The 21,123-nt window shown below is 71.5% G+C and carries 28 protein-coding genes and 1 pseudogene; 11 read left to right on the top strand and 18 right to left on the bottom strand.

What is annotated here, in order from left to right; genetic code table 11:
• Nucleotides 1-17 precede the first annotated feature (17 nt).
• Together ACFQ6N_RS29605 and ACFQ6N_RS29600 are read left to right on the top strand one after the other, a co-directional pair.
• Nucleotides 18-485 carry a ferritin-like domain-containing protein gene (locus ACFQ6N_RS29605; protein ID WP_380655505.1) on the top strand — a complete coding sequence of 156 codons (468 nt, stop codon included), beginning with the start codon at nucleotides 18-20 and terminating at the stop codon, nucleotides 483-485.
• A 150-nt stretch (nucleotides 486-635) separates the two neighbouring features.
• The gene (locus ACFQ6N_RS29600; protein ID WP_380655514.1) at nucleotides 636-818 is read left to right on the top strand and encodes a hypothetical protein; all 183 of its coding nucleotides are present in this window, start codon (nucleotides 636-638) and stop codon (nucleotides 816-818) included.
• Nucleotides 819-836: 18 nt separating this feature from the next.
• On the opposite strand, the pseudogene ACFQ6N_RS29595 reads toward ACFQ6N_RS29600, so the two are convergent.
• The 6 genes and pseudogenes from ACFQ6N_RS29595 to ACFQ6N_RS29570 all read right to left on the bottom strand — a co-directional run.
• A pseudogene (locus ACFQ6N_RS29595) lies at nucleotides 837-1,835 on the bottom strand (molybdopterin-dependent oxidoreductase); the annotation flags it as partial.
• 23 nt (nucleotides 1,836-1,858) lie between these two features.
• On the bottom strand, nucleotides 1,859-2,332 hold the full coding sequence (locus ACFQ6N_RS29590) for a hemerythrin domain-containing protein (RefSeq protein WP_380655457.1): 474 nt from the start codon (nucleotides 2,330-2,332) through the stop codon (nucleotides 1,859-1,861).
• Between the two features lie 65 nt (nucleotides 2,333-2,397).
• Nucleotides 2,398-2,598 (bottom strand): hypothetical protein, encoded by a 201-nt coding sequence (locus ACFQ6N_RS29585; protein ID WP_380655455.1) that lies wholly within the window; start codon nucleotides 2,596-2,598, stop codon nucleotides 2,398-2,400.
• 75 nt (nucleotides 2,599-2,673) lie between these two features.
• Nucleotides 2,674-2,997, bottom strand: coding sequence for a plasmid stabilization protein (locus tag ACFQ6N_RS29580; protein WP_380655454.1), 324 nt, complete (start codon nucleotides 2,995-2,997; stop codon nucleotides 2,674-2,676).
• A gap of 30 nt (nucleotides 2,998-3,027) precedes the next feature.
• The gene (locus ACFQ6N_RS29575) at nucleotides 3,028-3,285 is read right to left on the bottom strand and encodes a hypothetical protein (RefSeq protein ID WP_380655451.1); all 258 of its coding nucleotides are present in this window, start codon (nucleotides 3,283-3,285) and stop codon (nucleotides 3,028-3,030) included.
• A 58-nt stretch (nucleotides 3,286-3,343) separates the two neighbouring features.
• A complete protein-coding gene (locus ACFQ6N_RS29570; RefSeq protein ID WP_380655450.1) occupies nucleotides 3,344-3,511 on the bottom strand; it encodes a hydrophobic protein in 168 nt (55 codons plus the stop codon).
• Between the two features lie 278 nt (nucleotides 3,512-3,789).
• On the opposite strand from ACFQ6N_RS29570, the gene ACFQ6N_RS29565 reads away from it, so the two are divergent.
• Nucleotides 3,790-4,350 (top strand): hemerythrin domain-containing protein, encoded by a 561-nt coding sequence (locus ACFQ6N_RS29565; RefSeq protein WP_380655447.1) that lies wholly within the window; start codon nucleotides 3,790-3,792, stop codon nucleotides 4,348-4,350.
• A 259-nt stretch (nucleotides 4,351-4,609) separates the two neighbouring features.
• Nucleotides 4,610-5,503 (top strand): SDR family oxidoreductase, encoded by an 894-nt coding sequence (locus ACFQ6N_RS29560; RefSeq protein WP_380655446.1) that lies wholly within the window; start codon nucleotides 4,610-4,612, stop codon nucleotides 5,501-5,503.
• A gap of 45 nt (nucleotides 5,504-5,548) precedes the next feature.
• Here ACFQ6N_RS29560 and ACFQ6N_RS29555 read toward each other — a convergent pair whose 3' ends face one another.
• From ACFQ6N_RS29555 to ACFQ6N_RS29535, 5 genes are all read right to left on the bottom strand, one after another.
• The gene (locus tag ACFQ6N_RS29555) at nucleotides 5,549-6,097 is read right to left on the bottom strand and encodes a DUF6328 family protein (RefSeq protein WP_380655502.1); all 549 of its coding nucleotides are present in this window, start codon (nucleotides 6,095-6,097) and stop codon (nucleotides 5,549-5,551) included.
• 15 nt (nucleotides 6,098-6,112) lie between these two features.
• Nucleotides 6,113-6,676, bottom strand: coding sequence for a diguanylate cyclase (locus ACFQ6N_RS29550; protein WP_380655443.1), 564 nt, complete (start codon nucleotides 6,674-6,676; stop codon nucleotides 6,113-6,115).
• 112 nt (nucleotides 6,677-6,788) lie between these two features.
• Complete coding sequence (locus ACFQ6N_RS29545) at nucleotides 6,789-7,133, bottom strand: hypothetical protein (RefSeq protein ID WP_380655441.1); 345 nt, start codon at nucleotides 7,131-7,133, stop codon at nucleotides 6,789-6,791.
• Nucleotides 7,134-7,299: 166 nt separating this feature from the next.
• Complete coding sequence (locus ACFQ6N_RS29540; protein ID WP_380655439.1) at nucleotides 7,300-8,274, bottom strand: LLM class F420-dependent oxidoreductase; 975 nt, start codon at nucleotides 8,272-8,274, stop codon at nucleotides 7,300-7,302.
• 191 nt (nucleotides 8,275-8,465) lie between these two features.
• A complete protein-coding gene (locus ACFQ6N_RS29535) occupies nucleotides 8,466-8,720 on the bottom strand; it encodes a hypothetical protein (RefSeq protein ID WP_380655436.1) in 255 nt (84 codons plus the stop codon).
• A gap of 311 nt (nucleotides 8,721-9,031) precedes the next feature.
• Here ACFQ6N_RS29535 and ACFQ6N_RS29530 point away from each other — a divergent pair, with 311 nt between their 5' ends.
• Complete coding sequence (locus ACFQ6N_RS29530; RefSeq protein ID WP_380655435.1) at nucleotides 9,032-9,427, top strand: SsgA family sporulation/cell division regulator; 396 nt, start codon at nucleotides 9,032-9,034, stop codon at nucleotides 9,425-9,427.
• 553 nt (nucleotides 9,428-9,980) lie between these two features.
• Here the strand turns inward: ACFQ6N_RS29530 and ACFQ6N_RS29525 are convergent.
• The 4 genes from ACFQ6N_RS29525 to ACFQ6N_RS29510 all read right to left on the bottom strand — a co-directional run bounded on the left by ACFQ6N_RS29525 (nucleotide 9,981) and on the right by ACFQ6N_RS29510 (nucleotide 15,068).
• Nucleotides 9,981-10,103, bottom strand: coding sequence for a hypothetical protein (locus ACFQ6N_RS29525; RefSeq protein WP_380655432.1), 123 nt, complete (start codon nucleotides 10,101-10,103; stop codon nucleotides 9,981-9,983).
• Between the two features lie 497 nt (nucleotides 10,104-10,600).
• Nucleotides 10,601-12,868, bottom strand: coding sequence for a catalase (locus ACFQ6N_RS29520; RefSeq protein WP_380655429.1), 2,268 nt, complete (start codon nucleotides 12,866-12,868; stop codon nucleotides 10,601-10,603).
• A 1,189-nt stretch (nucleotides 12,869-14,057) separates the two neighbouring features.
• Nucleotides 14,058-14,213: a DUF6131 family protein gene (locus ACFQ6N_RS29515; protein ID WP_375892204.1), complete on the bottom strand. Its 156-nt coding sequence runs from the start codon at nucleotides 14,211-14,213 to the stop codon at nucleotides 14,058-14,060.
• Nucleotides 14,214-14,366: 153 nt separating this feature from the next.
• Nucleotides 14,367-15,068 (bottom strand): TetR/AcrR family transcriptional regulator, encoded by a 702-nt coding sequence (locus ACFQ6N_RS29510; protein WP_380655426.1) that lies wholly within the window; start codon nucleotides 15,066-15,068, stop codon nucleotides 14,367-14,369.
• Nucleotides 15,069-15,194: 126 nt separating this feature from the next.
• Between ACFQ6N_RS29510 and ACFQ6N_RS29505 the strand changes: the two genes are divergently transcribed.
• The 4 genes from ACFQ6N_RS29505 (at nucleotide 15,195) to ACFQ6N_RS29490 (ending at nucleotide 16,733) form a co-directional block, all read left to right on the top strand.
• A complete protein-coding gene (locus ACFQ6N_RS29505; protein ID WP_380655424.1) occupies nucleotides 15,195-15,743 on the top strand; it encodes a hypothetical protein in 549 nt (182 codons plus the stop codon).
• 45 nt (nucleotides 15,744-15,788) lie between these two features.
• Nucleotides 15,789-15,962: a CsbD family protein gene (locus ACFQ6N_RS29500; protein WP_380655421.1), complete on the top strand. Its 174-nt coding sequence runs from the start codon at nucleotides 15,789-15,791 to the stop codon at nucleotides 15,960-15,962.
• A gap of 140 nt (nucleotides 15,963-16,102) precedes the next feature.
• Complete coding sequence (locus ACFQ6N_RS29495; RefSeq protein WP_380655418.1) at nucleotides 16,103-16,450, top strand: PRC-barrel domain containing protein; 348 nt, start codon at nucleotides 16,103-16,105, stop codon at nucleotides 16,448-16,450.
• A gap of 121 nt (nucleotides 16,451-16,571) precedes the next feature.
• Nucleotides 16,572-16,733, top strand: coding sequence for a YqaE/Pmp3 family membrane protein (locus ACFQ6N_RS29490; RefSeq protein ID WP_380655415.1), 162 nt, complete (start codon nucleotides 16,572-16,574; stop codon nucleotides 16,731-16,733).
• Between the two features lie 350 nt (nucleotides 16,734-17,083).
• On the opposite strand, the gene ACFQ6N_RS29485 is transcribed toward ACFQ6N_RS29490, so the two are convergent.
• The 3 genes from ACFQ6N_RS29485 to ACFQ6N_RS29475 form a co-directional block, all read right to left on the bottom strand.
• On the bottom strand, nucleotides 17,084-17,446 hold the full coding sequence (locus ACFQ6N_RS29485; RefSeq protein ID WP_380655412.1) for a hypothetical protein: 363 nt from the start codon (nucleotides 17,444-17,446) through the stop codon (nucleotides 17,084-17,086).
• A 94-nt stretch (nucleotides 17,447-17,540) separates the two neighbouring features.
• Nucleotides 17,541-17,945, bottom strand: coding sequence for a hypothetical protein (locus ACFQ6N_RS29480; RefSeq protein WP_380655410.1), 405 nt, complete (start codon nucleotides 17,943-17,945; stop codon nucleotides 17,541-17,543).
• Between the two features lie 230 nt (nucleotides 17,946-18,175).
• Complete coding sequence (locus tag ACFQ6N_RS29475; RefSeq protein WP_280682232.1) at nucleotides 18,176-18,403, bottom strand: hypothetical protein; 228 nt, start codon at nucleotides 18,401-18,403, stop codon at nucleotides 18,176-18,178.
• 516 nt (nucleotides 18,404-18,919) lie between these two features.
• Between ACFQ6N_RS29475 and ACFQ6N_RS29470 the strand changes: the two genes are divergently transcribed.
• Nucleotides 18,920-19,123, top strand: a complete 204-nt coding sequence (locus ACFQ6N_RS29470; protein ID WP_030918248.1) for a cold-shock protein — start codon at nucleotides 18,920-18,922, stop codon at nucleotides 19,121-19,123.
• Nucleotides 19,124-19,493: 370 nt separating this feature from the next.
• The gene (locus ACFQ6N_RS29465) at nucleotides 19,494-21,017 is read left to right on the top strand and encodes a DEAD/DEAH box helicase (protein WP_380655408.1); all 1,524 of its coding nucleotides are present in this window, start codon (nucleotides 19,494-19,496) and stop codon (nucleotides 21,015-21,017) included.
• The last annotated feature ends 106 nt before the right edge of the window (nucleotides 21,018-21,123 follow it).

The following is a 21,123-nucleotide window of genomic DNA, read 5'->3' as shown; positions in this document are numbered from 1 at the left end:
ACGAAGCCCGCCAGAAGATGGCGCAGGGAGCGGTGACCAGTACCTACGGCCTCGACGCCGAGAAGGTGATCGCGGTCCTGAACGACGTGGTCGCCACCGAGATCGTGTGCTGGCTGCGCTACACCCGGCACGCCATCTCCGCCACGGGCATCGACCGCGCACAGGTGGCGGCGGAGTTCACCGAACACGCCGCCGCGGAGATGCAGCACGCCCTGCGGGCCGCCGAAAGGATCGCCCAGCTCGGCGGTGAACCGGACTTCGACCCCGCCACCCTCGCCCAGCGCGCCCACACCGCGCCGCACGAGAAGGACCTCAAGGCGATGCTGGAGCACAACCTGCTGGCCGAGCGGATCGTGATCTCCACCTACCAGGAGATCGCCCGCTGGCTCGGCGACCACGACCCCACCACCCGGCGCCTCATCGAATCCATCCTCGAAGAGGAGGAGGAACACGCCTACGACCTCACCGACCTCCTCGCCATCTGACAGGCACCCCGTCTCCCAAAGGCGATAGGCCGTACCTCGTCACGGCCGTGGTCGACCATGGCGCTGTCGGCACCCGCCGACTGACCGGCACCTGGCCTGGCCGACGCCCGCGCCCCGGCAATCCGTCGGCGGAACAGGAAGGCACGTCCGTTGACCGAGTTCGACCGTGAGCAAGCCCACCGGAAGTCCAAGGATCTGTCGCACCTCAAGGATGAGGTCGACGAGAAGAACACCGAACACATCAAGCGCGTCCGGCAGGATGAGGAGGGCACCAGCCGTCCCGACGATGAGCGGGAGGCCGTCGACGAGCCGCAGCAGCCCCAGACCGGCTGACCAGCCGACGGGGCAGTCCGACTCCACGAGTCGATCGGTGCCCGCGACCAGTTCGGCGGCGCGGCAGATCTCGCCGACACGCAGACCGCAGATGTCGGCCGCCCACTCGGGTGTGCAGGGGGCCACGCGCACGGCGAGGTCCCGGTAGCCGACCGTGTGGGCCTGGACGTAGGCGTGGTCGACGCGGCCGGTGGCGATGATCTCGCGCAGCAGCGCGTTGAGGAGGGCGAGGTTGGTGCCCGGGCGCGGCGCCAGGTGGACCGTGGCTTCGCGAGCGGTCGGTGTGGGGCGGGGTCCAGGACGAGCAGGGCCGGCGGGTCCGCGCCGTGGAGGCGATCGAGGATGCGCATCCACAGCACCGGCTGGCACTCGGCGACGTTGTGGCCCCACAGGGCGATCACCTGGGCGTGGTCGATGTCCTCGTAGCTGCCGGGCTGGCCGTCGCAGCCGAACGACTCCTTGAGCGCCTCGCCCGCGGTGGCGGTGCACAACCGGGTGTTCCCGTCCAGGTGGTTGGTGCCGATCCCGGCCCGGGCCAGCACGGTGAGCGTGTAGTACTCCTCCAGGAACAACTGCCCCGAGGTGTAGAACCCGACCCCGCCCGGCCCGCGCTCGTCGAGCACGGAGCGGCAGCGCGCGGCGACGGTGTCCAGGGCCGTGTCCCAGTCGGTATCCACCAGCCGGCCGCCACGGCGGATCCGCGGCGCCGTCAGGCGGTCGGGCGAGGCGTTGGCCTGCCAGCCGAACAGGTCCTTGACGTCCAGTCGGCCGCGGTTGACCCGGTCGCCGGGCCGTCCGCGGACGCCGACGATCCGGCCCTCGCGCACCGCGATGTCCATGGCATCGCCGTTGGAGTGGAGCAGCGACGCGGAGGGCACCCACCGCTGCACGTCCGCCTCGCTGAGGCCGTCTGCGAGCTGGAGGTCGGACCAGCACGGGCCACGGGGTGCCAGGTGCGTACGGGGTCCTGGCGCCCCACGGGGCGGTGATCCGGTCCATCGCTACGGTTCCTTCCATCGCCCCCAGGCCAGAGCGACCCCTTACTCGGTGGCGCTGGGGACCTTGAGCGGGTCGCGGGTGGCGGTCTTCTTGGCCTCTTCGAGTTGTTCGCCGAGAGCCACCAGGCGGTTGCGTCCCATGGCCTTGCGCACCTGGGGAAACCAGTCCTTCTCCTCCTCCTCGACGTGGTGGCGCACGTTCTCCATCAGCACGGTCATCTTGGCGTCGAACCGCTCGTCCTTCGGGTCCAGGTCTGCGAGTTCGGAGAGCATCCACACCACCACATGGTGTTCCTCGACGCTCTCCAGCACGTGGTCGCTGGTGTCCGGGGCGGCCTCGCGGGCCGCGGGGTAGAACACCGTCTCCTCGATCACGGCATGAACAGTCAGCTCCTCGATCACCTGGTCGGCGATGCGGCGCTTTTCGGCGTGGGCGCCGTCGCCGGCCTTCTCGAAGGCCTTGAACAGCTTCTCCACCGTCTTGTGGTCGTCCTTGAGCAGCACGATCGCGTCCATCACAACCTCAATCCGTCATCTACGTCGAAGCGTTCGGCCTGCGAGGGTGTCGCCGGTCAGGCCGGTCAGGGCGCCTGGGTATCGGCTGCGGGCGGCTCGTCCTCCCTTCCGGCGTCGTCATCGTCCTCGTGGACGTCGTCGGCCTTGGCCCGCACGTCCTTGGGGGTGGGCGCCGTGATGCTGCGCTCCTCCGCGGACCGCTCCCGTACCGTGTCGTCTTCGTGCGAGTCGTCGTGCTTGCGGGTGCCCGTGTCGTCCGTGCTCATCTCGTCGTCCTTCCGTGACGGTGGCGGATTCGGTGCGCCGGCGGCCTCGCGCCGGCCGTCGTGCCGGGGCACGGTTCAGTGGCCGAGCGCGCTGGCGAGTTCCTTCTTGTTCATCTTCGAGCGGCCGTGGATGTTGCGCTGCCTGGCCTCGTTGTACAGCTGCTCCTTCGTCGGCCCCTGGGAGCCGGAGTGCGAGTGCAGTCCGCCTCGCCGGGAGGAGGACATGTCGTGGGTGGAGGAGCGGCTGGCGGTCTTCGACTCGCCGTGGCGGGCCCTCTCCTTGTTCACGGTCCGGGCCGCGATCTCCTTGGCCCGCTTCTGGCTCTGCCCGCGCTCCAGCGCACTGTCCTTGATGTGCTCGTACTGGCGTTCACGCTTCTTGCTCGAACCCGCAGGCATGGTTCCTCCTCTGGGGGTGTGCGTCATCGTCTACCCCGAACCTAGGACGCGGGTCGTTCGCAGGCCTCCCGGATGCGGCAGACGGGCGCCGACCGCTCCGGTCCGGCCGGGCCCGCTCTGCGGGGGCCAGCGGGCGGGGCGCCTACGGGAGGCGATGAACGCCAGGCGACACAGGCCGACCACGAACATCGGGATCCCGATGAACAGCAGGTACAGCACTCCGTGGACGACAACCCCCACCAGGCCCGGCACGAAGGCGATCACCGTCAGCGCCAGGAACACGCTCACCTTCGGCCTCCCGTTCCCCGGGCCAGGCCAAGCGGACCGGCCGCTGAATCGAGTACGGCTACCACCTGTACCAGCGGCTGCGTCCGCCCTCCGCTGCCCCACGGAAGACAAAGCCGAGCAGCCACAACGCCAGGACCACCAGCGCGACCCACCACAGCACGTGGACGGCGAACCCCAGACCACCGAGGATCAGCGCGAGCAGCAGGACAAGGACAAGAGCGAGCATGGGAGGTTCCTTTCCGAGATGCCTCGGTGCCCCAGGACGTGCCCGGACGGGGGCGGAGGCGCTGTGTCCGAGCGCCTACCCGTCTTGTGCCATCCCACTCGCGCGGCACGTACCACCTCCTGACGACGGATGCTCCGGAGCGAGGGGTTCCCGGCGCCCGGGGCCGGGTGCTACCCGATCAGGTGACAGGCCGCTGCGGCGCCGAACAATGCGCCGGTCTGCGGCAACCCCTTCCGACGGGGACGGGAGGAGCCCGTCCCCAGAGATCAGGAGGCGACATGGGGCACGGCGGAAACGGGATCGACGAGCTGATGGCCGACCACCGGGAGGTGGAGGAGATGTTCGCCCGGATCCAGGCGATGACCGGCGGCGGCCGGCAGCTGCGCGACGTGGTGGACGAGGTCACCATCGAGCTGGTTCGCCACACGGTGGCCGAGGAGCAGTACCTCTACCCGGCGGTGCGCGAGCACATCCAGGGCGGCGATCGCCTCGCGGACAAGGAGATCGCCGGCCACGGCCGGGTCGAGGAGATCCTCAAGAGACTGGAGAACACGAGGACCGACGACCCGCGGATGAGCCCCCTGCTGCAGTTGCTCATGGACGAGGTCGCCGCCCATGTCCAGGACGAGGAGAACAACCTGTTCCCGATGCTGCGCCGGGCCTGTACCGCCGAGCAGCTCGACGACCTCGGGGGCAAGATCCGCCGGGCCAAGTCCATGGCCCCGACGCGCCCGCACCCTGCCGCACCCGACACCCCCGGGGCCGGCAAGCTGCTCGCCCCGGACATCGGGCTGGTCGACCGGGCCCGGGACTTCGTCACCGGCCGCGGCAAGTCCTGACCCAGCCCCGTACCGGCGAGACCCCGGGCCCTCGGGCCGGGCCGATCACGGTGCGGCCCGGGCAGACCGGGCGGGGTGCCCGGGGCCGGCCGAGCGTAGACGGCGCCGACCGCTCTCCACCGGCCGGGTGAACGGAGTCCTGGGTGCTGCGGTGTGCACCACGGCGATGTGCCCTGGGCGGGCAGACTCGGTTGGCGCAGCGGGAACCGACGAGCCGCTGCTGTGAGACGCGTCGACCGTTGTGGAGAAAGTGGTGGTGATGAGCGACCAGGACGCACCGCCGAACCCTGCCGAGCAGTACCCGCGCCCGCCGCTGCCCGAACAGAACCAACCGCACCCCGGCAGTGGGGAGCGGATGCGGCCCGAACCGGACCACGGCGAGACGTCCTACCAGGGCTCGGGGCGCCTGACAGGGCGGGTGGCTCTGATCACCGGCGCGGACTCCGGGATCGGGCGGGCCGTCGCCCTGGCGTTCGCCCGTGAGGGCGCCGACGTTGCGTTCTGCCACCTGCCCGAGGAACAGGGCGACGCCGACACGACCGTCGGCCTGGTCGAGCAGGCCGGCCGGCGCGCCCTGTCCGTTGCGGGGGACCTGCGTGACGAGGAGTTCTGCGCCAGCCTGCCCGGGCGGTGCATCACAGGGCTCGGCGGGCTCGACATCCTGGTGAACAACGCCGCCTACCAGATGTCGCAGCCCGACGGGCTCACAGCGATCAGCACCGGCCAGTTCGACCGGGTCATCCGTACCAACCTCTACGGGATGTTCTGGCTCACCAGGGCCGCCCTGCCCCATCTACGCCCGGGGGCGTCGGTGATCAACACAGCGTCGGTGCAGGCGTACAAGCCCAGCCCGCACCTGCTGGACTACGCGATGACCAAGGCGGCGATCGTCGCGTTCACCCAGGGTCTCGCCCTGCAACTGGCGCCCGAGGGGATCAGGGTCAACGCGGTCGCCCCCGGGCCCGTGTGGACACCGCTGATCCCCGCGACCATGGACGAGGAGAAGGTCGCGCACTTCGGCGAGCAGTCCCCGCTCGGCCGCGCCGCCCAGCCCGCCGAAATGGCCCCCGCCTACGTGTTCCTCGCCTCGACCGGAGCCTCCTACATCACAGGCGAGATCCTCAACGCCACCGGCGGCACCCCTCTCCCCTAGGAACCAGGCATGCGGTGCGGCGCTGCCGCTTCCCGGGCCGGCCGTTCAGTGACTGTCATCACGGGGCCCGCCACCGCCGGTGCTCCCAGCGTCGTATGCGGCCGCTTGGCGTGCGGCGGTGCGCCGCAGCACGACCTGGGGCAGGACCAGCCAGGTGGTGGTGAACCACGCCAGGACGGCGGCGCTGATGATCCATGCGGCGGCCGGGCTGCCGGTCGCGGTGCGCAGCAGGAGGAGCAGGGCGGCGGCGATCGTCAGGGCGAGGGTGAGGAGTCCGGTGGCGATGAGGTGGCCGGCGACGTGGATGAGTTCGGGTTTCATGTCGTGGCCGGCGAGGAGGCGGTGGAAGGCCACGGGGGCGACGAGGGCGCCGGTGGCGAGGGCGCCGAGGACGACGGTGGCGGTGTAGAGGTTCTTGTCGAATGCGGGCAGGGCGGCGAAGCGGGGGGTGAAGGCGACGCCGATGAGGAAGCCGAAGAGGATCTGCGCGCCGGTCTGGCACACGCGCACTTCCTGGAGCATGTCGGTCCACAGGCGGTCGGCCCGCTCCTCGGGGGTCTCGTCCCGGCCCGGCGCGCCGTTGTCCGTCGTCAGCGGATCCTCCCCGGATTACGGGCGGTTCGTGCCGCGGCGGCTCTGGGCGCGTGCGCAGCGCCAGAGTTCCTCGCCGTAGGGCAGGGCGATGAAGACGGTGACGGCGGCGGCGAAGCCGGCCAGGTAGCCGGCGGGCAGCGGGCGAGCCTTGGGGTGCAGGCGCCAGCTGCGGCGGGAGTCGCCGCCGCGCAGGAGGGAGCAAACCTGGTCCCAGTGCAGGCAGGCGGTGAAGGCCACGGCGGTGAGCGGGAGGACTTCGAGGAAGCTGTGGATGTGCTGCTCGATCGGGGTGATCTCCCGCTCGCCGGTGGCCAGGGCGACGTCCCACAGTGCGGTCGCGCCGTGGACCACGGCCGCGCCCGTCATGGCGGTCAGGACCAGCGGGTTGATCTCGGCGGTCGGGCCCAGGACGACCGGGCCTCCGGCCTCGGCCATCATCAGGGCGTGGACGAGGGACTCGCGCAGGCCGCTGGTGTCCTCGATCCTGGAGCGCCGGTGCGCGGCCCAGTCCGCGACGGCCGGGGCGAACCACAGCGGCAGGACCCCGTAGAGCAGGAACCGCCTGCTGGCGTCCTCCACGCCGTCGGACCCCAAGTCCCCCGGAAGAGCAGGTCGGGAGCGAGGGCTCCTCCAACGGAGTGGTCTGTTGGAACCGGGCACGATGTCGGCACCTTTCCGGAAGCGACAGCGGTCAGGGACGGTCGTCGTGGTGGCCGCACAGCCAGGCCAGTGCCTGGTAGGCGCCCAGGGCGTACGTCGCGTCCGTGCGTTCTTCCAGGGCGTCGCGGAGGCGGACGGCGGCGGCTTGGCATTCGGCCAGCAGCTGTGCCCGGCAGGGTCCGGCGGCACCGAGCGCGGCGGCGGCGGTGACCGGCGCGGCGGTCTGGGCTCCGGCGGCCCATCGGTAGGCGCCCAGGACTCCGTGGTCGAACCCGGTCCAGGGCGGGGGACGCCGATTGGCGGTCTCGATCGCGTCGAACACCTCGTCCAGCGGGCGCACCCCCACGGCGGGGATCGTCGTCTCGTCACTGGTCATGTCCGCAACTTACGACGACTCGCGCCCACCCGCCGGGCGGGAGGCCCGGGCAGCCGCCCCGCTTGCGGGATGACCTGCGATCGGGTCAACCTCCGGGGCGGTGGCCCTGGGGACCGGCTCCCGGCGCGGCCGTGGCAGGCCGACCGTGGCGGTGCGCCAGGCCGGGTCAGGCTCGGAATGCCGCGCGCAGCGCCGGCAGGAGGGTGTCCTCGGCCCAGTCGAGGAACGCGGGCTGGCTGGCGCCGCCGACCTGGACGAGGGCGACCTCGCCGAAGCCGGCGTCGGCGAACGGCCGTACCGCTTCGACGAAGTCCTCGACCCGGTGGCCGCAGGGGATGGCCTCGGCGACATCGTCGGGGCGGATGAAGCGGCTCGCGGCGGCGAAGCCTGCGGTCCCGGGCAGTTCGGCGTTGACCTTCCAGCCGCCGCCGAACCAGCGGAACTGCTCGTGGGCCCGCCGCGCGGCCGTGTCCCGGTCGGGATCCCAGCACACCGGCAGCTGGCCCACCGCCGGTTTCCCGGCCCCGCCGTGCTCCGCGAAGCCCGCGACCAGGGCCGGGTCGGGCTCCACGGCGATCATCAGATCGGCCAGCCGGCCCGCCAGTTCACACGAGTGCGGCCCCGAGACGGCGATGCCGATCGGTGGCGGCCGGTCGGGAAGGTCCCACAGCCGGGCGCCCTCGACGTCGAAGTAGCGGCCGTGGCGGGTGACGTACCCGCCGTCGAACAGGGCCCGGATGACCTGCACGGCCTCGGCGAGCATCGCCTGGCGCACCGCCACCGCGGGCCAGCCGTGGCCGACCACGTGCTCGTTGAGGTTCTCGCCGCTGCCCAGGCCGAGTCTGAACCGGCCCTCGGACAGGAGCTGGAGCGTGGCGGCTTTCTGCGCGACCACCACGGGGTGGTAGCGGAACGTCGGGCAGGTCACGTAGGTCATCAGCGGGATCCGGGAAGTGGCCTGCGCTGCGGCGCCGAGCACCGCCCACGCGTACGGGGCGTGGCCCTGCTCGTCCAGCCAGGGGAACGAGTGGTCCGAGATCACCGAGAAGTCGAACCCGGCGCCCTCGGCGCGTACCACGTCCGCGACCAGGTCACGCGGGCCGCGCTGCTCGGTCATCATCGTGTATCCGATTCTCACCATGTCCCGCGTCTGCCCCGGTCATGGCTCCCCTCACAGCGAGCTCCCCGGTTTCATCCGATCGGACCCGTCGGTGCGGCCCCGTTCGCGTCCCTGGCGCATCCCCCCGGCTCACCCCCTGGCCGTGACGTGCCGGCTCGCTCCTCGATCGGCAGCGGCAGGACTGGGCACGCCGGCAGACCGGCCCTCGGCGCTCAGTCACCCTCCGCGGGCACGGCGATCCGGCGCACCCGACCGGCTTCCAGCTCGACGACGACAGCCAGGACCGGGCGCAGCCAGCGCACCACCGACCGTGCTCCGGGGTGAGGCTGCCGAAGCCTGCCGGCGACCGGCGCGCCGAGCTCTGCCCGCTCCTGTTCGGAAAGCTCTGCGGTCACCAGCCGCCGGCCGTCGACGAGCATGACCAGCAGCCGGTCCCACTCGCCTGGTCCGCTGACGGCCCCGATCACCCAGCCCCTCACCGCGGGCCGCCCGGACGCAGCTCCGGCGTGGGCGGCACAAGCATCAGCACGATCCCTCCGTACGCGGGTGGCAATCATCCCGAGCATGCCACTCGGCACCCTCGGATGCGATCCGCGCGGCGGTGGTGGGCCGCACTTCCATGAGGCCCGGGTGCCTCAACCGCGAAGGAGTTGTGCAGACGTCAGGCCTGCTGTCTGGTGCCTGAGTGGCGGGGTAGGCGCGGTCGCATGCGCCGGCAGGTCCGAGAGCGGCGCAGATTGGAATTGGTGATCGGATGCAGAAGTCCGCTGTCCGCCCTATGCCCGTCACGTTCCCCGAGGGCCCGCTGCCCGATGTCCCGGTCGACGCGGAACTGAGGTTCGACGCCGCGCTTCCTCACGCTGCGTGCCTGGCGTTCCCTCTCGCCTCCTACGGCTGCGCGGGCGATGGCGGGCCCTGTTGGTACTTCGGCCGTGACCTGCTGAACGAGGGCCGCCACGCCCCGGCCGGCATCGGAGACGTCCAGGTCAGGCCCGGATCGGTCGGCGAGGTCCTCATCGTCCTGCACGGCTCCGACGGCCTGGCCGTGCTCAGCGCGCCGGAGGAAGCCGTGACGGCCTTCCTCGCCGACTCGTTCGCCCTGGTGCCCGCAGGATCGGAGGCTGACCACCTCGATGTCGATGGCGCCCTCGCCGTACTGCTCGCCGACGGCTGACCGTGCAAGGAGGCGGTGTGACGAGCAGGATGGCGCTCATTCGGTGTCGTCCCGGACGGCGACGCGCACACTGTGCAGGTCGGCGGAGTCGGGGATGAGCATTCCGGCGTCGTGCCCGGTGCGCAGGTAGTCGATGACGTCCTCGTTGAGACGCTCGCCGGGCAGGACGGCCGGGATGCCGGGCGGGGGGTGGTGGGAGCACAGCGGCCGGACGTGACGTCCGTACGGGGAACGGGCCCGGGCCGCCCACCGGCCCGGGCGCGCACCTACCGGGTCAGCATGGCAGGTTGCCGTAGTAGCCGCCGAGGGAGGTCCGGTAGCCAGCGTCGTTCTTGTGCTTGTCGGGGTCGTACTGGGGGGGCGTCCTTGATCTGGTCCTTGGTGCGGCCCACGTGGATGGTCTCGTTGTCGTGGTCGACGCGGGTGATGGTGCCGTCGGTGGCCTCGACCTTGTAGCCGTTCAGGTCGGTGCCGGGCGTGTACTGCGAGGAGGCGCTGTAGCCCAGAGGTCCGTCATGACGTGTCCATCCCCATGATTGGTGTGCGGGGTCGGTCAGGTGTGCAGGTAGCCGTTGGCCCCGTCGTGGCCGTCCGCCTCCTGGTCGTCGAACCAGTTGCCGTCACGCGCGAGGTAGCGGAAGGCGACGCGTTGCTCGGCCGGCATTTCCACGGTCACCGCGCGCGTGCCGTCCGCCCGGCTCGTGAGCGGGTGGATGCCCGGCTGCCAGTTGTTTGAAGTCCCCGACGACGCTGACGTCCCCCGCGGGGTGGTCAGCGGGCAGGACGAAGGTGATGTCGGTGGCGTTGTCGCGGCGAGTGCGCTCAAGCATGGCCGGGAATCTCCTCACGGCGGGCTGCGGGAGCCCCGATCCTGCGGCCTGCTGGGGAACCCGCGGTCGTCGCGCGGCTTGGGGGCGTGTGCGGGCCACTCGATCGGTCCACCGGGAAGCCGGTCCGGAGCCGCTACCGACTGGCAAGGAACCGTGCTGCGCACCTTGCTGTGAGCGCAGGCCCTTCCGGCAGTCCCGTTGACGGCGCACCTGAGGGCTCGCAGGCGGCCGATCAGGTGCCTCCGCCGGATCCCGCCCGCGCCACCGGTGTCCGCCGGGCTGCTGCGGCTCTCGGCCCCCGCCGTTCGCTCTCACTCGGGCGAGCCTGGATCTCCCAGGACTCTCACGGAAGGAGAGCGTCCGGTGGGAAGCGGTTCCACGCGCGGTGGGTCCCGAGGAGGCCGACGATACCGGCCAGGACCTCGTCCGGGTCCTCGCCTGTCAGGACACCGGGTGCGTGCGGATCGATGCCCGCGGCCGCCCAGACGGCGCGGGCCGCCGGGTGGCCGCCGAGCGGCTTGGCGTGACGGTAAGCCTCGTTGACGAGCAACGCGACCCGGGAGTCCACGGGCGACGAGCCGCTGGACTTGGCGTCGCGTGCCCCGTGGTCGTCGGCTCCCCGCGCGGGCGTGCCGAGCACGAGCAGAGCGTCGAACTCGACGGAGCGGGCCGCGGCGAAGGTGCGCTGTACCGGCAGGCCGTCCGCGAGGGGCCCCGCGGTGGGGGCGATGATCAGGGCCGTCATTCCGGCGCCGCGCACGGCGTCGCGGGCCGCTCGCACGTGGTCAGTGTTGCCGACAGGGTCGACGACGATGCCGACCACGCGGCCGTCGACCGGCCAGGATGTGCCGAGCTGCGAGAGCGCGGCACTGGGCTCGACCGGCGCCAGCGCCACCGTGGCTTCGGGGGCCGGAAGGCCGAGCCCGGCGGCGACCTCAGCGCACAGGACCGGGTCGACGTTGGCCAGGACTGCCAGGGCCCGTTCCCGGATCGCCGCTTCGTAGACCTTGGAGAGCTCGAAGGTGTAGGCGGCGATGACGTGCTGCTGCTCGACGGGGGTGAGGCTCAGCCAGAACAGGCGGGGCTGGGTGAAGTGGTCGCTGAAGGAGGCCGGCGCCTGGCGGACCTTTGCGGAGGCCGTGACGGGCGTCGGGTACTCCACGAAGGGGTGCTCGCCGGCGCCGGCGAAGAACGGGCAGCCGCCGTCGAGGGAGTTGGGCTTGTACGGGGCGACGCCGCTGTGCACGGCATCCTGGTGGAAGCCGTCGCGGAGCATGTCGTTGACGGGGGCGTGGGTGCGGTTGATCGGAATCTGCGCGAAGTTCGGGCCGCCGAGACGGGTGATCTGGGTGTCGAGGTAGGAGAACAGGCGCCCGGAGAGCAGCGGGTCGTCGGTGATGTCGATGCCGGGCACCAGGTGGCCGGGGTGGAAGGCGACCTGTTCGGTCTCGGCGAAGAAGTTGGTCGGGTTGGCGGTGAGCGTCATCAGGCCGATCGGACGCACCGGGGCCAGTTCCTCGGGCACGATCTTGGTCGGGTCGAGCAGGTCGATTCCTTCGAAGGTCTGCTCGGGTGTGTCCGGGAAGGTCTGGATCCCGAACTCCCACTGCGGGTAGGCGCCGGCCTCGATGGCGTCCGCCAGGTCGCGGCGGTGGAAGTCGGGGTCCATGCCGCCGATCAGCTGGGCCTCCTCCCAGACCAGGGAGTGCACGCCGAGCCTGGGCTTCCAGTGGAACTTCACCAGCGTGCTCGCGCCGTCCGCGTTGACCAGGCGGAAGGTGTGGACGCCGAAGCCCTCCATCATGCGGTAGGAGCGGGGGATGCCCCGGTCGGACATGTTCCACAGGGTGTGGTGGGTGGCTTCGGTGTGCAGCGAGACGAAGTCCCAGAACGTGTCGTGGGCGCTCTGCGCCTGCGGGATCTCCCGGTCGGGGTGGGGCTTGCCCGCGTGGATGACGTCCGGGAACTTGATGGCGTCCTGGATGAAGAACACCGGGATGTTGTTGCCGACCAGGTCGAAGACACCCTCGCCGGTGTAGAACTTCGTCGCGAAACCACGGGTGTCGCGCACGGTGTCCGCCGAGCCCCGCGAACCCAGCACGGTGGAGAACCGCACGAACACCGGCGTCTCGACGTTCTCCGCGAGGAATGCCGCCCTGCTCACCGCACTCGCGGTGCCGTAGCCGCGGAACACACCGTGCGCGGCGGCGCCGCGGGCGTGGACGACCCGCTCGGGGATCCGCTCGTGGTCGAAGTGCGTGATCTTCTCGCGCAGGTGGTGGTCCTGCAACAGGACCGGTCCGCGCGGGCCGGCTTTCAGGGAGTGGTCGCTGTCGGCCAGGTGTGTGCCCTGGGCGGTGGTCAGGTAGCCGCCGCTCTGCGCCCGCGCGTCCTGGGATGCGCCGCCGCTACGGCCGGTCGCCGACAGGACGGCGGGCGGGCTCTGGTCGGGCTTGGGTGGCAACGGGGCGCGCGGCTGCGTGGGCTCCGCCACCGGCGGCGGCTGCACGCCGGGCGCGCCCGGCACTTGCGGCCGGCCGTGGTCCATCATGTCCGAGACGGCGTCCGTCACGGCGTCCACGAGCTTGCGCACAGGGTTGGACTCGGTCATTGGTCCTCCAAAAAAACTCCGGCCCAGCCAGGTCCGGGCGGACGGCTCAGCGGCACACACCCGGGTGCCCGGCGCCACTGGTCGGCTCCGAGCGGTGGCCCGACCCAGCGAGACGGCAGGACGTCCGGCCACCGTCTGCCCGGTCCGCAGCGCGTTGCACGCCTCGACCGGCCCGCTGTGCGGGGCGCTGGGTGGGCACGATGCCTTCCCCAGCATCGACGGTCGTGGCAGGTGCCGCGATGCGGGGCGCCGTTCGGACCAGCGACCCGTGGGTCCGTCGGCGGGCACGATCACCCACTCGGCGGCACCGGCGGCCAACCGTCGTAGAGGAACCGGGACGGCCCCCTGGTCACCGACGGCGACCCGCTGGGCGGCGAGCAGTTCGCCACCCACCACCTCCCCCTCGCCGAGGCCCCGCCGCCCACGAGATGTTCCAAGAGAAGCGGACGGGGCCGTCAAGGTGCTGTTCCACCCCTGACCGGACCACGCACCGCCCAGCTCATACTCGTTCCGGCTTCCCGACCCGCCCGGCTATCCGTGGCCGCTGCGCAATCGGGAGGCCGTCAACAAGGGAGCGTGAACCGCTGCGGGCGCCTCGGTGCGCGGGCCCATCGGTCAGGAAGGGCGCGTGTCTCACGATCCGGTGAAGTCCGGAAGCCGGCACGGCACCGGTCGCCCGGGACTGTCCGGCCCGTCCCGGGGACAGGATTCGGCTTGCCCGACAACACACGCGTTCTTCCGGATCCCACACGATCCGGACCGGGAACAACGTGGACTGTTGCAGGGGCCTGTACGCAATCCCGGCCGGCGGTCGCGGGCTTCGGCGCCGGGACCGCTTCCGGCGCTCAGTCTGGTGGTTCCTGTGGCCGGGGGCGGCCGGGTTCCGGCGGCTTCGGATGTGTCGGTGGTCCCGGCTTCGGCCCGCCCGGCCGACCGGGAGGCGCCGGGGGGTCGGGTGACGGGTCGGGCGAACCGGGCGGCTTCGGCGGGTCCGGGGGCAGGGGCGGTCCATCCGGGCTCGGCGGTGCGGGAGGTTCGGGTGGCACAGGGGGTAGGGGGGTGATGTCGGGGTCCGGCGGGACGGGGATGGAGGCCATCGTGTGCCTCTCCTTCCGGTGGCCTGCGTTGGCCGGCCGCTTCCTGCTTCGGCGGTGGACGCCCTCGCCGCGGGCGGTGGTCGGATCTGGGTCTACCAGTAGTGGCGGCGGCCGCGGACCTCGTGGCCGACCGCGCCCATCACCCAGAGGATGAGGCCGATGAGGGCCAGGATGATGCCGATGGTCCACAGGATGCCGATTCCGGTGACGAATCCGATGACGAGGAGGATGACTCCGAGGACGATCACGATGACCTCCGTACGTACCCCCCGGTGTGGCCTTCCACCGGTGCGGCGGAAGTGGTGAGCAGTGCCCCCCGTTTCCCGGGCCTTCGGTCCGGGGTTCGCGTGTTTCGCCTCAGGTCGGCGGCCGTCGGTGTCCGGGCCGAGCCTTGGCGTGCGCTACGGGGGTGCGGTGGCCAGGCCCGCGAGGAGGATGTCGAGGCCGCGTTCGAGTTCGGCGGCACCGTCGTAGGAGGCCAGAGCGGTCGCGAGGCCGCGCAGGAGGGGGAACTCCCCGATCGGCAGCCGGTACAGGCCCAGGCGCAGCGTGTCGTCGGTCTCGTCGGGGTTGTCGACGAGTTCCTGCAGTTCGTTGAGGACGTGGCCGTGGAGGAGTCCGAACAGGGCGCGGTAGATGTGCAGGGCGTCGGCGCCGGTGAAGCCGGAGCGGGTGAGCAGGGTGAGGATGGCTTCCAGGGGGCGCAGGGTGCCTTTGGGGCGCAGGGCGAGCGGGGTGGCCAGGGGGCGGGTGACCAGGAGCGGCACGACGTTGGGGTGGGCGAGGGCGAGGTGGCGGTAGCGGCGGGCTACGGCGCGTAGCTGGGCGGCCCAGTCGGGGTCGGTGGGGTCGACGGTGAGTTCGTTGAGGACGGTCTCGGCGACGCCGTCGAGGAGGGCCGCCTTGTTCGCGGCGTGGCGGTACAGGCTCATCGGGTCGTGCCCGAGGGCGTGCGCGAGGCGGCGCATGGACAGTTGTTCGATGCCCTCGCGGTCGACGATCTCCAGTGCGCAGGCCAGGATCCGCTCGCGGCTGAGCCTGGGACTGGGGCTGGTGGGCGGATCGCCGTTCTGGACGGTCGGGCCGATCCGAGGAGGGGCCATGTCGGCACCTGCTCTCACTGGCGGTGATCACCGCCGGCCGTGAACTTCGTAGGCCTACGGTGTGGACACCAGTCTAGTCCGGGAGTTGACTGGAGGCATACGACGTAGATCCGATCGGAGTACGTCATGATCATTGTTCTCGGACTCCTCCTCCTGGTCGCCGCTGCCGTGATCGCCGTGGCCGCGGTCGTCGGCAACGCCGGCAGCGGGCACGCACTCACCAACGCGTTCACGGTGTTCGGCCAGCACGTGCACGGCTCGACCGGCACGCTGTTCCTCTACGGCCTCGCCGTCGGGGCGGTGGGCGTACTGGGACTCGGCCTGCTGCTGGCAGGCGCGCGCCGCGGCGCCACCGCCCGCCACGCACTGCGCCGCTCCCGCGAGCCGGCAGCCGAGAGCAGGCGGCGCGACGAGGCGGTCGATCAGCACGACAGCGCCCGAGTCGACGCGGCATCGGCCGTGCAGGACCGCGAGGACCGCCTCGCTGCGCAGCGCGACACGCTCGCCCGGGAACGCGACGATCTCGCCCGCATCCAGGAGCGGACCCGCGAGCACACAGCCGGCACCCGCCTGAACCCGATGGCCCGAGGTGAAGGCGAAGACGCGCCCGCCGCGCTCGGCAAGGGCCACCACCGGCCACACCTCCTCCTCGGGCGCGGCACCGGGCGCCGATAGGGCCCGCACCCGCCCGTCAGAGCCAAACCCGCAAGGGAGTCAGTCATGGGCATCGGCAAGAAGGCCGCCCACAAGGCCGAAGCGGTCAAGGGCGGCGTGAAAAAGAACGTCGGTCGCGCCACCGGAGACCGCGTCCTCGAAGCAGAGGGCCGCGGCGACCAGATCAAGGGCAATCTCAAGCAGGCAGGCACCAAGGTCAAGGACGCGTTCAAACACTGAGGCCGGACCGCGACAAGGCGGTCCCGCCCGGTCCCGGTGCCCGCGGCGCGATACGGCGCCTCGGGGGCGGGCGGGGCGGGCGGGGCGGGCGGGCCACTTTCCAGGGGGAGTGGGGCAACCGAACACCTACGAGGAGAGCCATGAGCAGCATCTGGGGCTACAGCCCCTCATCGCAGTACACGCCCGGTACCAGCCTGACCGGTTACAAGGTCGAGGCCAGCGACGGGCACATCGGCAAGGTCGACGACGCCACCGACGAGGTCGGCGCCGCCTACATCGTGGTCAACTGCAAGCCCTGGCTGATCGGCAAGCACGTGATGCTGCCCGCCGGGACCATCACCCGCGTCGACCACGGCAACGAGACGATCCACGTCAACCGCAACAAGGAACAGATCAAGGACGGCCCCGAGTACGACCCCGACGTCCACCGGGGAGACGCCGGCTACCGCGACACGGTCGGGAAGTACTACGGATCCCACGGGCTCTGATCCCGCCCGGCCCACCACGCCCAGGGCGGCTTGAGGGGGCGAGGACGACGCCCGCGGCTCCGCTGGCGGACCCGGCTCCTCGACGGAGTCGGGTCCGCTGTCCGTGAATCGAGGAACGATCATGGTGAAGGTTCTGCTCATCCTGCTGTGCCTGGTCCTGCCGTGGCTCGCGGTGCTCATCAAGGACGGCCCGAGCATCAAGGTGCTCTGGGCGTTCCTCCTGCAGTTGCTCGGCCACGTGCCCGGCGTCGTCTACGGCATCTACCAGGTAGCCAAGGACTGAGCGGGGCGCGTCCGCTCCCGGCGGCGGCCTCACGGCGCATCCCCCAGCCGGTCCACAGCCGCGCGGGCAACCCGGGCGCGCCGGCACCGGTGCAGGGACAGCGGTGCCAGGAGGCGCCACTGACGAGCGCTCTCCTGTTCGCCCCGACACCGGGCTGCGCGGTGCGCCACCCGCGCGGAGGCGGCCCGGGAGATGAAGGCGGTGCTGAACGGCGAGCCGCGCGGCAGCCCCGGCCGGGAACGGCGTGACAGCCGGACCACCGGTCACTACGCCCCGCTCAACCCTCAGCGACTCCTCGTTGCGGGGATGTAGGGCGTTAAGCCGGGCGGCCGCTTGGCCTGCCGGGGCTCTCAGGACTCGGAGTAGCTGAGGTCCCCGACCGTCCAGCTGCTGACGTCCTCGATGGCGATGCGGTACATGCCGCCGGCGTGGGGGAGCCCGAAGTCGCCCTGAAGGATCTTCGCCCGGTGGAGATGCAGATGGGTGGGCCGTGCGGGCGGGCCGTCGGCGGGCGGGGCGAAGAGAGCGGCGAACGGTTTCAAGTGCTCCGAGGTCTGGAGGACTTCCGCCACCCGCTCCAACCACAGGGTCACCGGCGCGAGCCTGCCGGTGACCACCGCGCCGGGGACCACCACGGTCAGGGACATCTGATTGCTGTGCTCGGACTCGACCATCGCGGCGATGTCGACGAGCAGCCCGTCAGGGTTCGACATGCCCACCAGAATAGGACACGGCCGCCGCGGCGCCCACGGGCCGGGGCAGCGGCCATGGCGGCCACGGGCCGTGCGCCTGCTGCATGGCCGGGAGCTACACGGCGGCGAACTGACGTGTCGATCGGCTGCGCCGTGGTGCAGGGCAGTTGGGTGCGGCCGTGAGGGTCGGGGCATCGCCCGGATCGTGTGGGCCGACGGTGACGAGCAGGTCGGCTCCGAGAGCGGTGACGGTGAAGCCTGCGGAGCCGAGGACCTCCGCCAGGGCCAGCATCAACGCGCCGCGGATGCCGCGGAACTCGGTGCGCACGGCGGCGTCGGCGGGATGCGGGCAGGCGTGGAGGGTCGGTCCGATCAGATCCTGACCCGGGGTCCATCCCAACACCAGGCCGACCCCCGGACGCTGCCGGGCGAAGAGCCCGGCCGCCTGGGACGGTGCCGGCTCGAAGCCTCGGCGGGAGAGCACTGCGCAGACGGACTCAAACAGATGTTTGTCATCCATACGCGGAGTTTATCGCCTGCCCAGCCCACAGCCCGTCGACATTGATGTCTCGTCACATACTTTTCCGGCCATGGCCGGTGAGCCTACCGGGCCGGAGCGTCGGGCCCCCTTTCGACCCGATCGGGGCGCGTGTCCCCTGGACGGCACGCCTGAGGCGACGGGCCAGGGGCGTCCCGCAGGGGTCCGCACCACGCGCGGCGCACTCGGTGGAGAGCCGCGTGCGCTCTGAGTCAGAGTTTGAACATCGCGGTGTAGGGCTGGGTGATGCGTTCCCGCCGCGATCCGAAGTCGACGAGTACCGCGATGTCGCTGTCGCCTTCGACGCCGATGGCCCGGCCGAGGCCGTACGTGTCGTGGGTAACGCGGTCGCCGACGGCGAAGTGCTTGCGCGGTGCTTCGATCCGGGCTTTGAAGGGGCTGGTGGGCAGGACACGGCGGACTGCTGCAGATTTCGTCATTCCCTGCAGTATGCGCCGGAAATCGCGGGAGCGGGTCTTCTCGGCGCACTCGATTTCGGAGCTACGACAGGAATTTCGCGCAAGCCGTCCAGCGCTCCCCCGGATGGCGCCGGTGGGCGTGGTGCGCGGCTTTCACCGGCCAGTCGCGGCCAGGGCGCGCTCCGCACCCGCGCGACTCGCCTCCCCCGGGTAAGGCGAGGATCGACGCCGAAGGAGCGGGGGTGAGCGCTCAACCGGGCTGCTCCCCCTGTGTGTTGATGGCCCTGCCGCCCAGCGGCCGACAGCTCCGGGGGAAGCCTCCCGGAGAAGTGGGGGTGAAATATCCACCCGCGACGGGCCCGGGCCTGCTAGAGTCGCCTTAGTTGCAGTAGTGGTTCCCATGAACTTTGTGTGCGCCTGCTGATGTATCGCAGGCGCCTTTTTGTTTCCCGGCTCTTCCCCGGGTGGGTGCTCATCGCGGCGACTCGAAGCGCGCGCTGTGCACGCTTCGGACAGCCCCTTGAAGGAGATTTCTTTATGGCTAATGGCACTGTGAAGTGGTTCAACGCGGAAAAGGGCTTCGGCTTCATCGAGCAGGAGGGTGGCGGCCCCGACGTCTTCGCCCACTACTCGAACATCAACGCCAACGGCTTCCGTGAGCTGCTCGAGGGCCAGAAGGTCGAGTTCGACGTCACGCAGGGCCAGAAGGGCCCGCAGGCCGAGAACATTCGTCCGCTGTAGTTTTTCTGCCACGGCACCCGCCTGGTAGCGAGGGGCCCGCACCGCGTACATGATGCCCGGTGCGGGCCCCTCGGCATTGCGCCACGACGCGCTTCCCCGGCTGATTCCGGCCCCCTGGCTCCGCCACCGGCGGCCGTCCCCACGCGAGACGCACAGCGCCGCGTCCGGATCGCCGCCCTGCCGTGACACCCCGCGGTTCGAGGTTCTCCGCTCCCGCCCTCCGCGGCGAGCGCCGACCTCAAGGTGACGTGCCGCACGGTTCCACCGTCCACGCCCCGCACTCCACACTTCGGCCCGTTCCTTGCGGCCTCCTGCCGGCGCCCCGCGCTGCGGAGCTTCCTCGCGACGTGCCGCCCCAGGAAGGTCTCACATGAACCGCTCCAGCCGCTCCCCGTACCAGAACGCCAACTCCCGCTCCTCGTCCTCCTCCCGCTCCGGCGGCAGCTCCTTCTACGGCGACCGGCCCGCCCGCGGCCGTAGCGGCCGCCAGGGTTCTTCTCCGCAGGGCGAGTTCGCGATGCCGGTGAGCACCACCCCGGCGCTGCCGGCCGTCGAGACGTTCGACGCACTGGACATGCCCAAGGCCCTGCTCTCCACCCTGACCCGTCAGGGCGTCACCGAGCCGTTCCCGATCCAGGCCGCGACGCTGCCGAACTCGCTGGCCGGACGCGACGTCCTCGGACGGGGCCGGACCGGCTCCGGCAAGACCATCGCGTTCGGCCTCGCCGTGCTGGCCCGCACCGCCGGCCGGCGCGCCGAGCCGCGCCGCCCGCTGGCCCTGGTGCTGGTCCCCACCCGCGAGCTCGCGCAGCAGGTCACCGACGCCCTCACCCCGTTCGCCCACGCGGTGCGGCTGCGGATGGCGGCCGTGGTGGGCGGGATGTCGATCGGCCGCCAGGCCCACGCCCTGAACCAGGGGGCGGAGGTCGTGGTGGCCACCCCCGGCCGACTCAAGGACCTCATCCAGCGCGGCGACTGCCAGCTGGACGGAGTCGGCATCACGGTCCTCGACGAGGCCGACCAGATGGCCGACATGGGCTTCCTGCCGCAGGTCACCGAGCTCCTGGAGCAGGTCGCCGAAGGCGGCCAGACCATGCTGTTCTCCGCCACCCTGGACCGCAACGTCGACCGCCTGGTGCGGCGCTTCCTCAAGGACCCGGTCACCCACTCGGTGGACCCGTCCGCGGGAGCGGTCAGCACCATGGAACACCACGTGCTGCACGTGCAGAACTACGACAAGAACGCCACGATCGCCCACATCGCCTCCCGCGACGGCCGGGTGATCATGTTCACCGACACCAAGCACGGTGCCGACCGCCTGGTGGACGACCTGCTCGCCAACGGCGTGAAGGCCGCCGCCCTGCACGGCGGCAAGTCCCAGCCGCAGCGCACCCGCACCCTGGAGCAGTTCCGCACCGGCCAGGTCACGGCCCTGATCGCCACCAACGTCGCCGCCCGCGGCATCCACGTCGACGGCCTCGACCTCGTCGTCAACCTCGACCCGCCGAGCGACCACAAGGACTACCTCCACCGGGGCGGACGCACCGCCCGGGCCGGCGAGTCCGGCACCGTCGTCACCCTCGTCCTGCCCAACCAGCGTCGCGAGATGGCCCGCATGATGACGACGGCCGCCATCACCCCCGTCACCACCAGGGTCAGCGCCGGAGACGAGGACCTGGCCCGCATCACCGGCGCCCGCGTGCCCACCGGCATCCCCACCGTGATCGCCGCCCCCGTCGTCGAACGCCCCCGCCGCAGCACCTCCACCAGCCGCAACCGTCGAGGACGCCCCGCCCACGCGGCCGGTGACACCCGCGCGACCGCCGCGGGCCGCGACAACCAGGGCTCCTCCGGCCGCCGCCGGGCACCGAGGCGCGTCGCCCTCGCCGCCTAGTAGGCAGGTGTGGGCCTGGACCGCCGCCGTGGTCCAGGCCCACACGACTCACCAGCGCGAAACACGAGTCCCGGCCCGCTCCGGCGGACCCCGCCGGCCATCCCAC

The sequence above is a fragment of the Kitasatospora sp. NPDC056446 genome (genome assembly GCF_042796115.1).
In the GTDB taxonomy this organism is placed as follows: Bacteria; Actinomycetota; Actinomycetes; order Streptomycetales; family Streptomycetaceae; genus Kitasatospora.
The sequence above is the reverse complement of the archived record's forward strand: the minus strand, read 5'-3'. Positions and strand labels throughout refer to the sequence as shown.

Excerpts from the sequence above, each read along its gene's own strand:
- ACFQ6N_RS29605 (WP_380655505.1), top strand. The coding sequence starts at position 18 with ATGGCGCAGGGAGCGGTGACCAGTACCTACGGCCTCGACGCCGAGAAG.
- ACFQ6N_RS29590 (WP_380655457.1), bottom strand. The coding sequence starts at position 2,332 with ATGGACGCGATCGTGCTGCTCAAGGACGACCACAAGACGGTGGAGAAG.
- ACFQ6N_RS29585 (WP_380655455.1), bottom strand. The coding sequence starts at position 2,598 with ATGAGCACGGACGACACGGGCACCCGCAAGCACGACGACTCGCACGAA.
- ACFQ6N_RS29580 (WP_380655454.1), bottom strand. The coding sequence starts at position 2,997 with ATGCCTGCGGGTTCGAGCAAGAAGCGTGAACGCCAGTACGAGCACATC.
- ACFQ6N_RS29570 (WP_380655450.1), bottom strand. The coding sequence starts at position 3,511 with ATGCTCGCTCTTGTCCTTGTCCTGCTGCTCGCGCTGATCCTCGGTGGT.
- ACFQ6N_RS29565 (WP_380655447.1), top strand. The coding sequence starts at position 3,790 with ATGGGGCACGGCGGAAACGGGATCGACGAGCTGATGGCCGACCACCGG.
- ACFQ6N_RS29560 (WP_380655446.1), top strand. The coding sequence starts at position 4,610 with ATGAGCGACCAGGACGCACCGCCGAACCCTGCCGAGCAGTACCCGCGC.
- ACFQ6N_RS29545 (WP_380655441.1), bottom strand. The coding sequence starts at position 7,133 with ATGACCAGTGACGAGACGACGATCCCCGCCGTGGGGGTGCGCCCGCTG.
- ACFQ6N_RS29540 (WP_380655439.1), bottom strand. The coding sequence starts at position 8,274 with ATGGTGAGAATCGGATACACGATGATGACCGAGCAGCGCGGCCCGCGT.
- ACFQ6N_RS29530 (WP_380655435.1), top strand. The coding sequence starts at position 9,032 with ATGCCCGTCACGTTCCCCGAGGGCCCGCTGCCCGATGTCCCGGTCGAC.
- ACFQ6N_RS29520 (WP_380655429.1), bottom strand. The coding sequence starts at position 12,868 with ATGACCGAGTCCAACCCTGTGCGCAAGCTCGTGGACGCCGTGACGGAC.
- ACFQ6N_RS29510 (WP_380655426.1), bottom strand. The coding sequence starts at position 15,068 with ATGGCCCCTCCTCGGATCGGCCCGACCGTCCAGAACGGCGATCCGCCC.
- ACFQ6N_RS29505 (WP_380655424.1), top strand. The coding sequence starts at position 15,195 with ATGATCATTGTTCTCGGACTCCTCCTCCTGGTCGCCGCTGCCGTGATC.
- ACFQ6N_RS29500 (WP_380655421.1), top strand. The coding sequence starts at position 15,789 with ATGGGCATCGGCAAGAAGGCCGCCCACAAGGCCGAAGCGGTCAAGGGC.
- ACFQ6N_RS29495 (WP_380655418.1), top strand. The coding sequence starts at position 16,103 with ATGAGCAGCATCTGGGGCTACAGCCCCTCATCGCAGTACACGCCCGGT.
- ACFQ6N_RS29490 (WP_380655415.1), top strand. The coding sequence starts at position 16,572 with ATGGTGAAGGTTCTGCTCATCCTGCTGTGCCTGGTCCTGCCGTGGCTC.
- ACFQ6N_RS29485 (WP_380655412.1), bottom strand. The coding sequence starts at position 17,446 with ATGTCGAACCCTGACGGGCTGCTCGTCGACATCGCCGCGATGGTCGAG.
- ACFQ6N_RS29480 (WP_380655410.1), bottom strand. The coding sequence starts at position 17,945 with ATGGATGACAAACATCTGTTTGAGTCCGTCTGCGCAGTGCTCTCCCGC.
- ACFQ6N_RS29475 (WP_280682232.1), bottom strand. The coding sequence starts at position 18,403 with ATGACGAAATCTGCAGCAGTCCGCCGTGTCCTGCCCACCAGCCCCTTC.
- ACFQ6N_RS29470 (WP_030918248.1), top strand. The coding sequence starts at position 18,920 with ATGGCTAATGGCACTGTGAAGTGGTTCAACGCGGAAAAGGGCTTCGGC.
- ACFQ6N_RS29465 (WP_380655408.1), top strand. The coding sequence starts at position 19,494 with ATGAACCGCTCCAGCCGCTCCCCGTACCAGAACGCCAACTCCCGCTCC.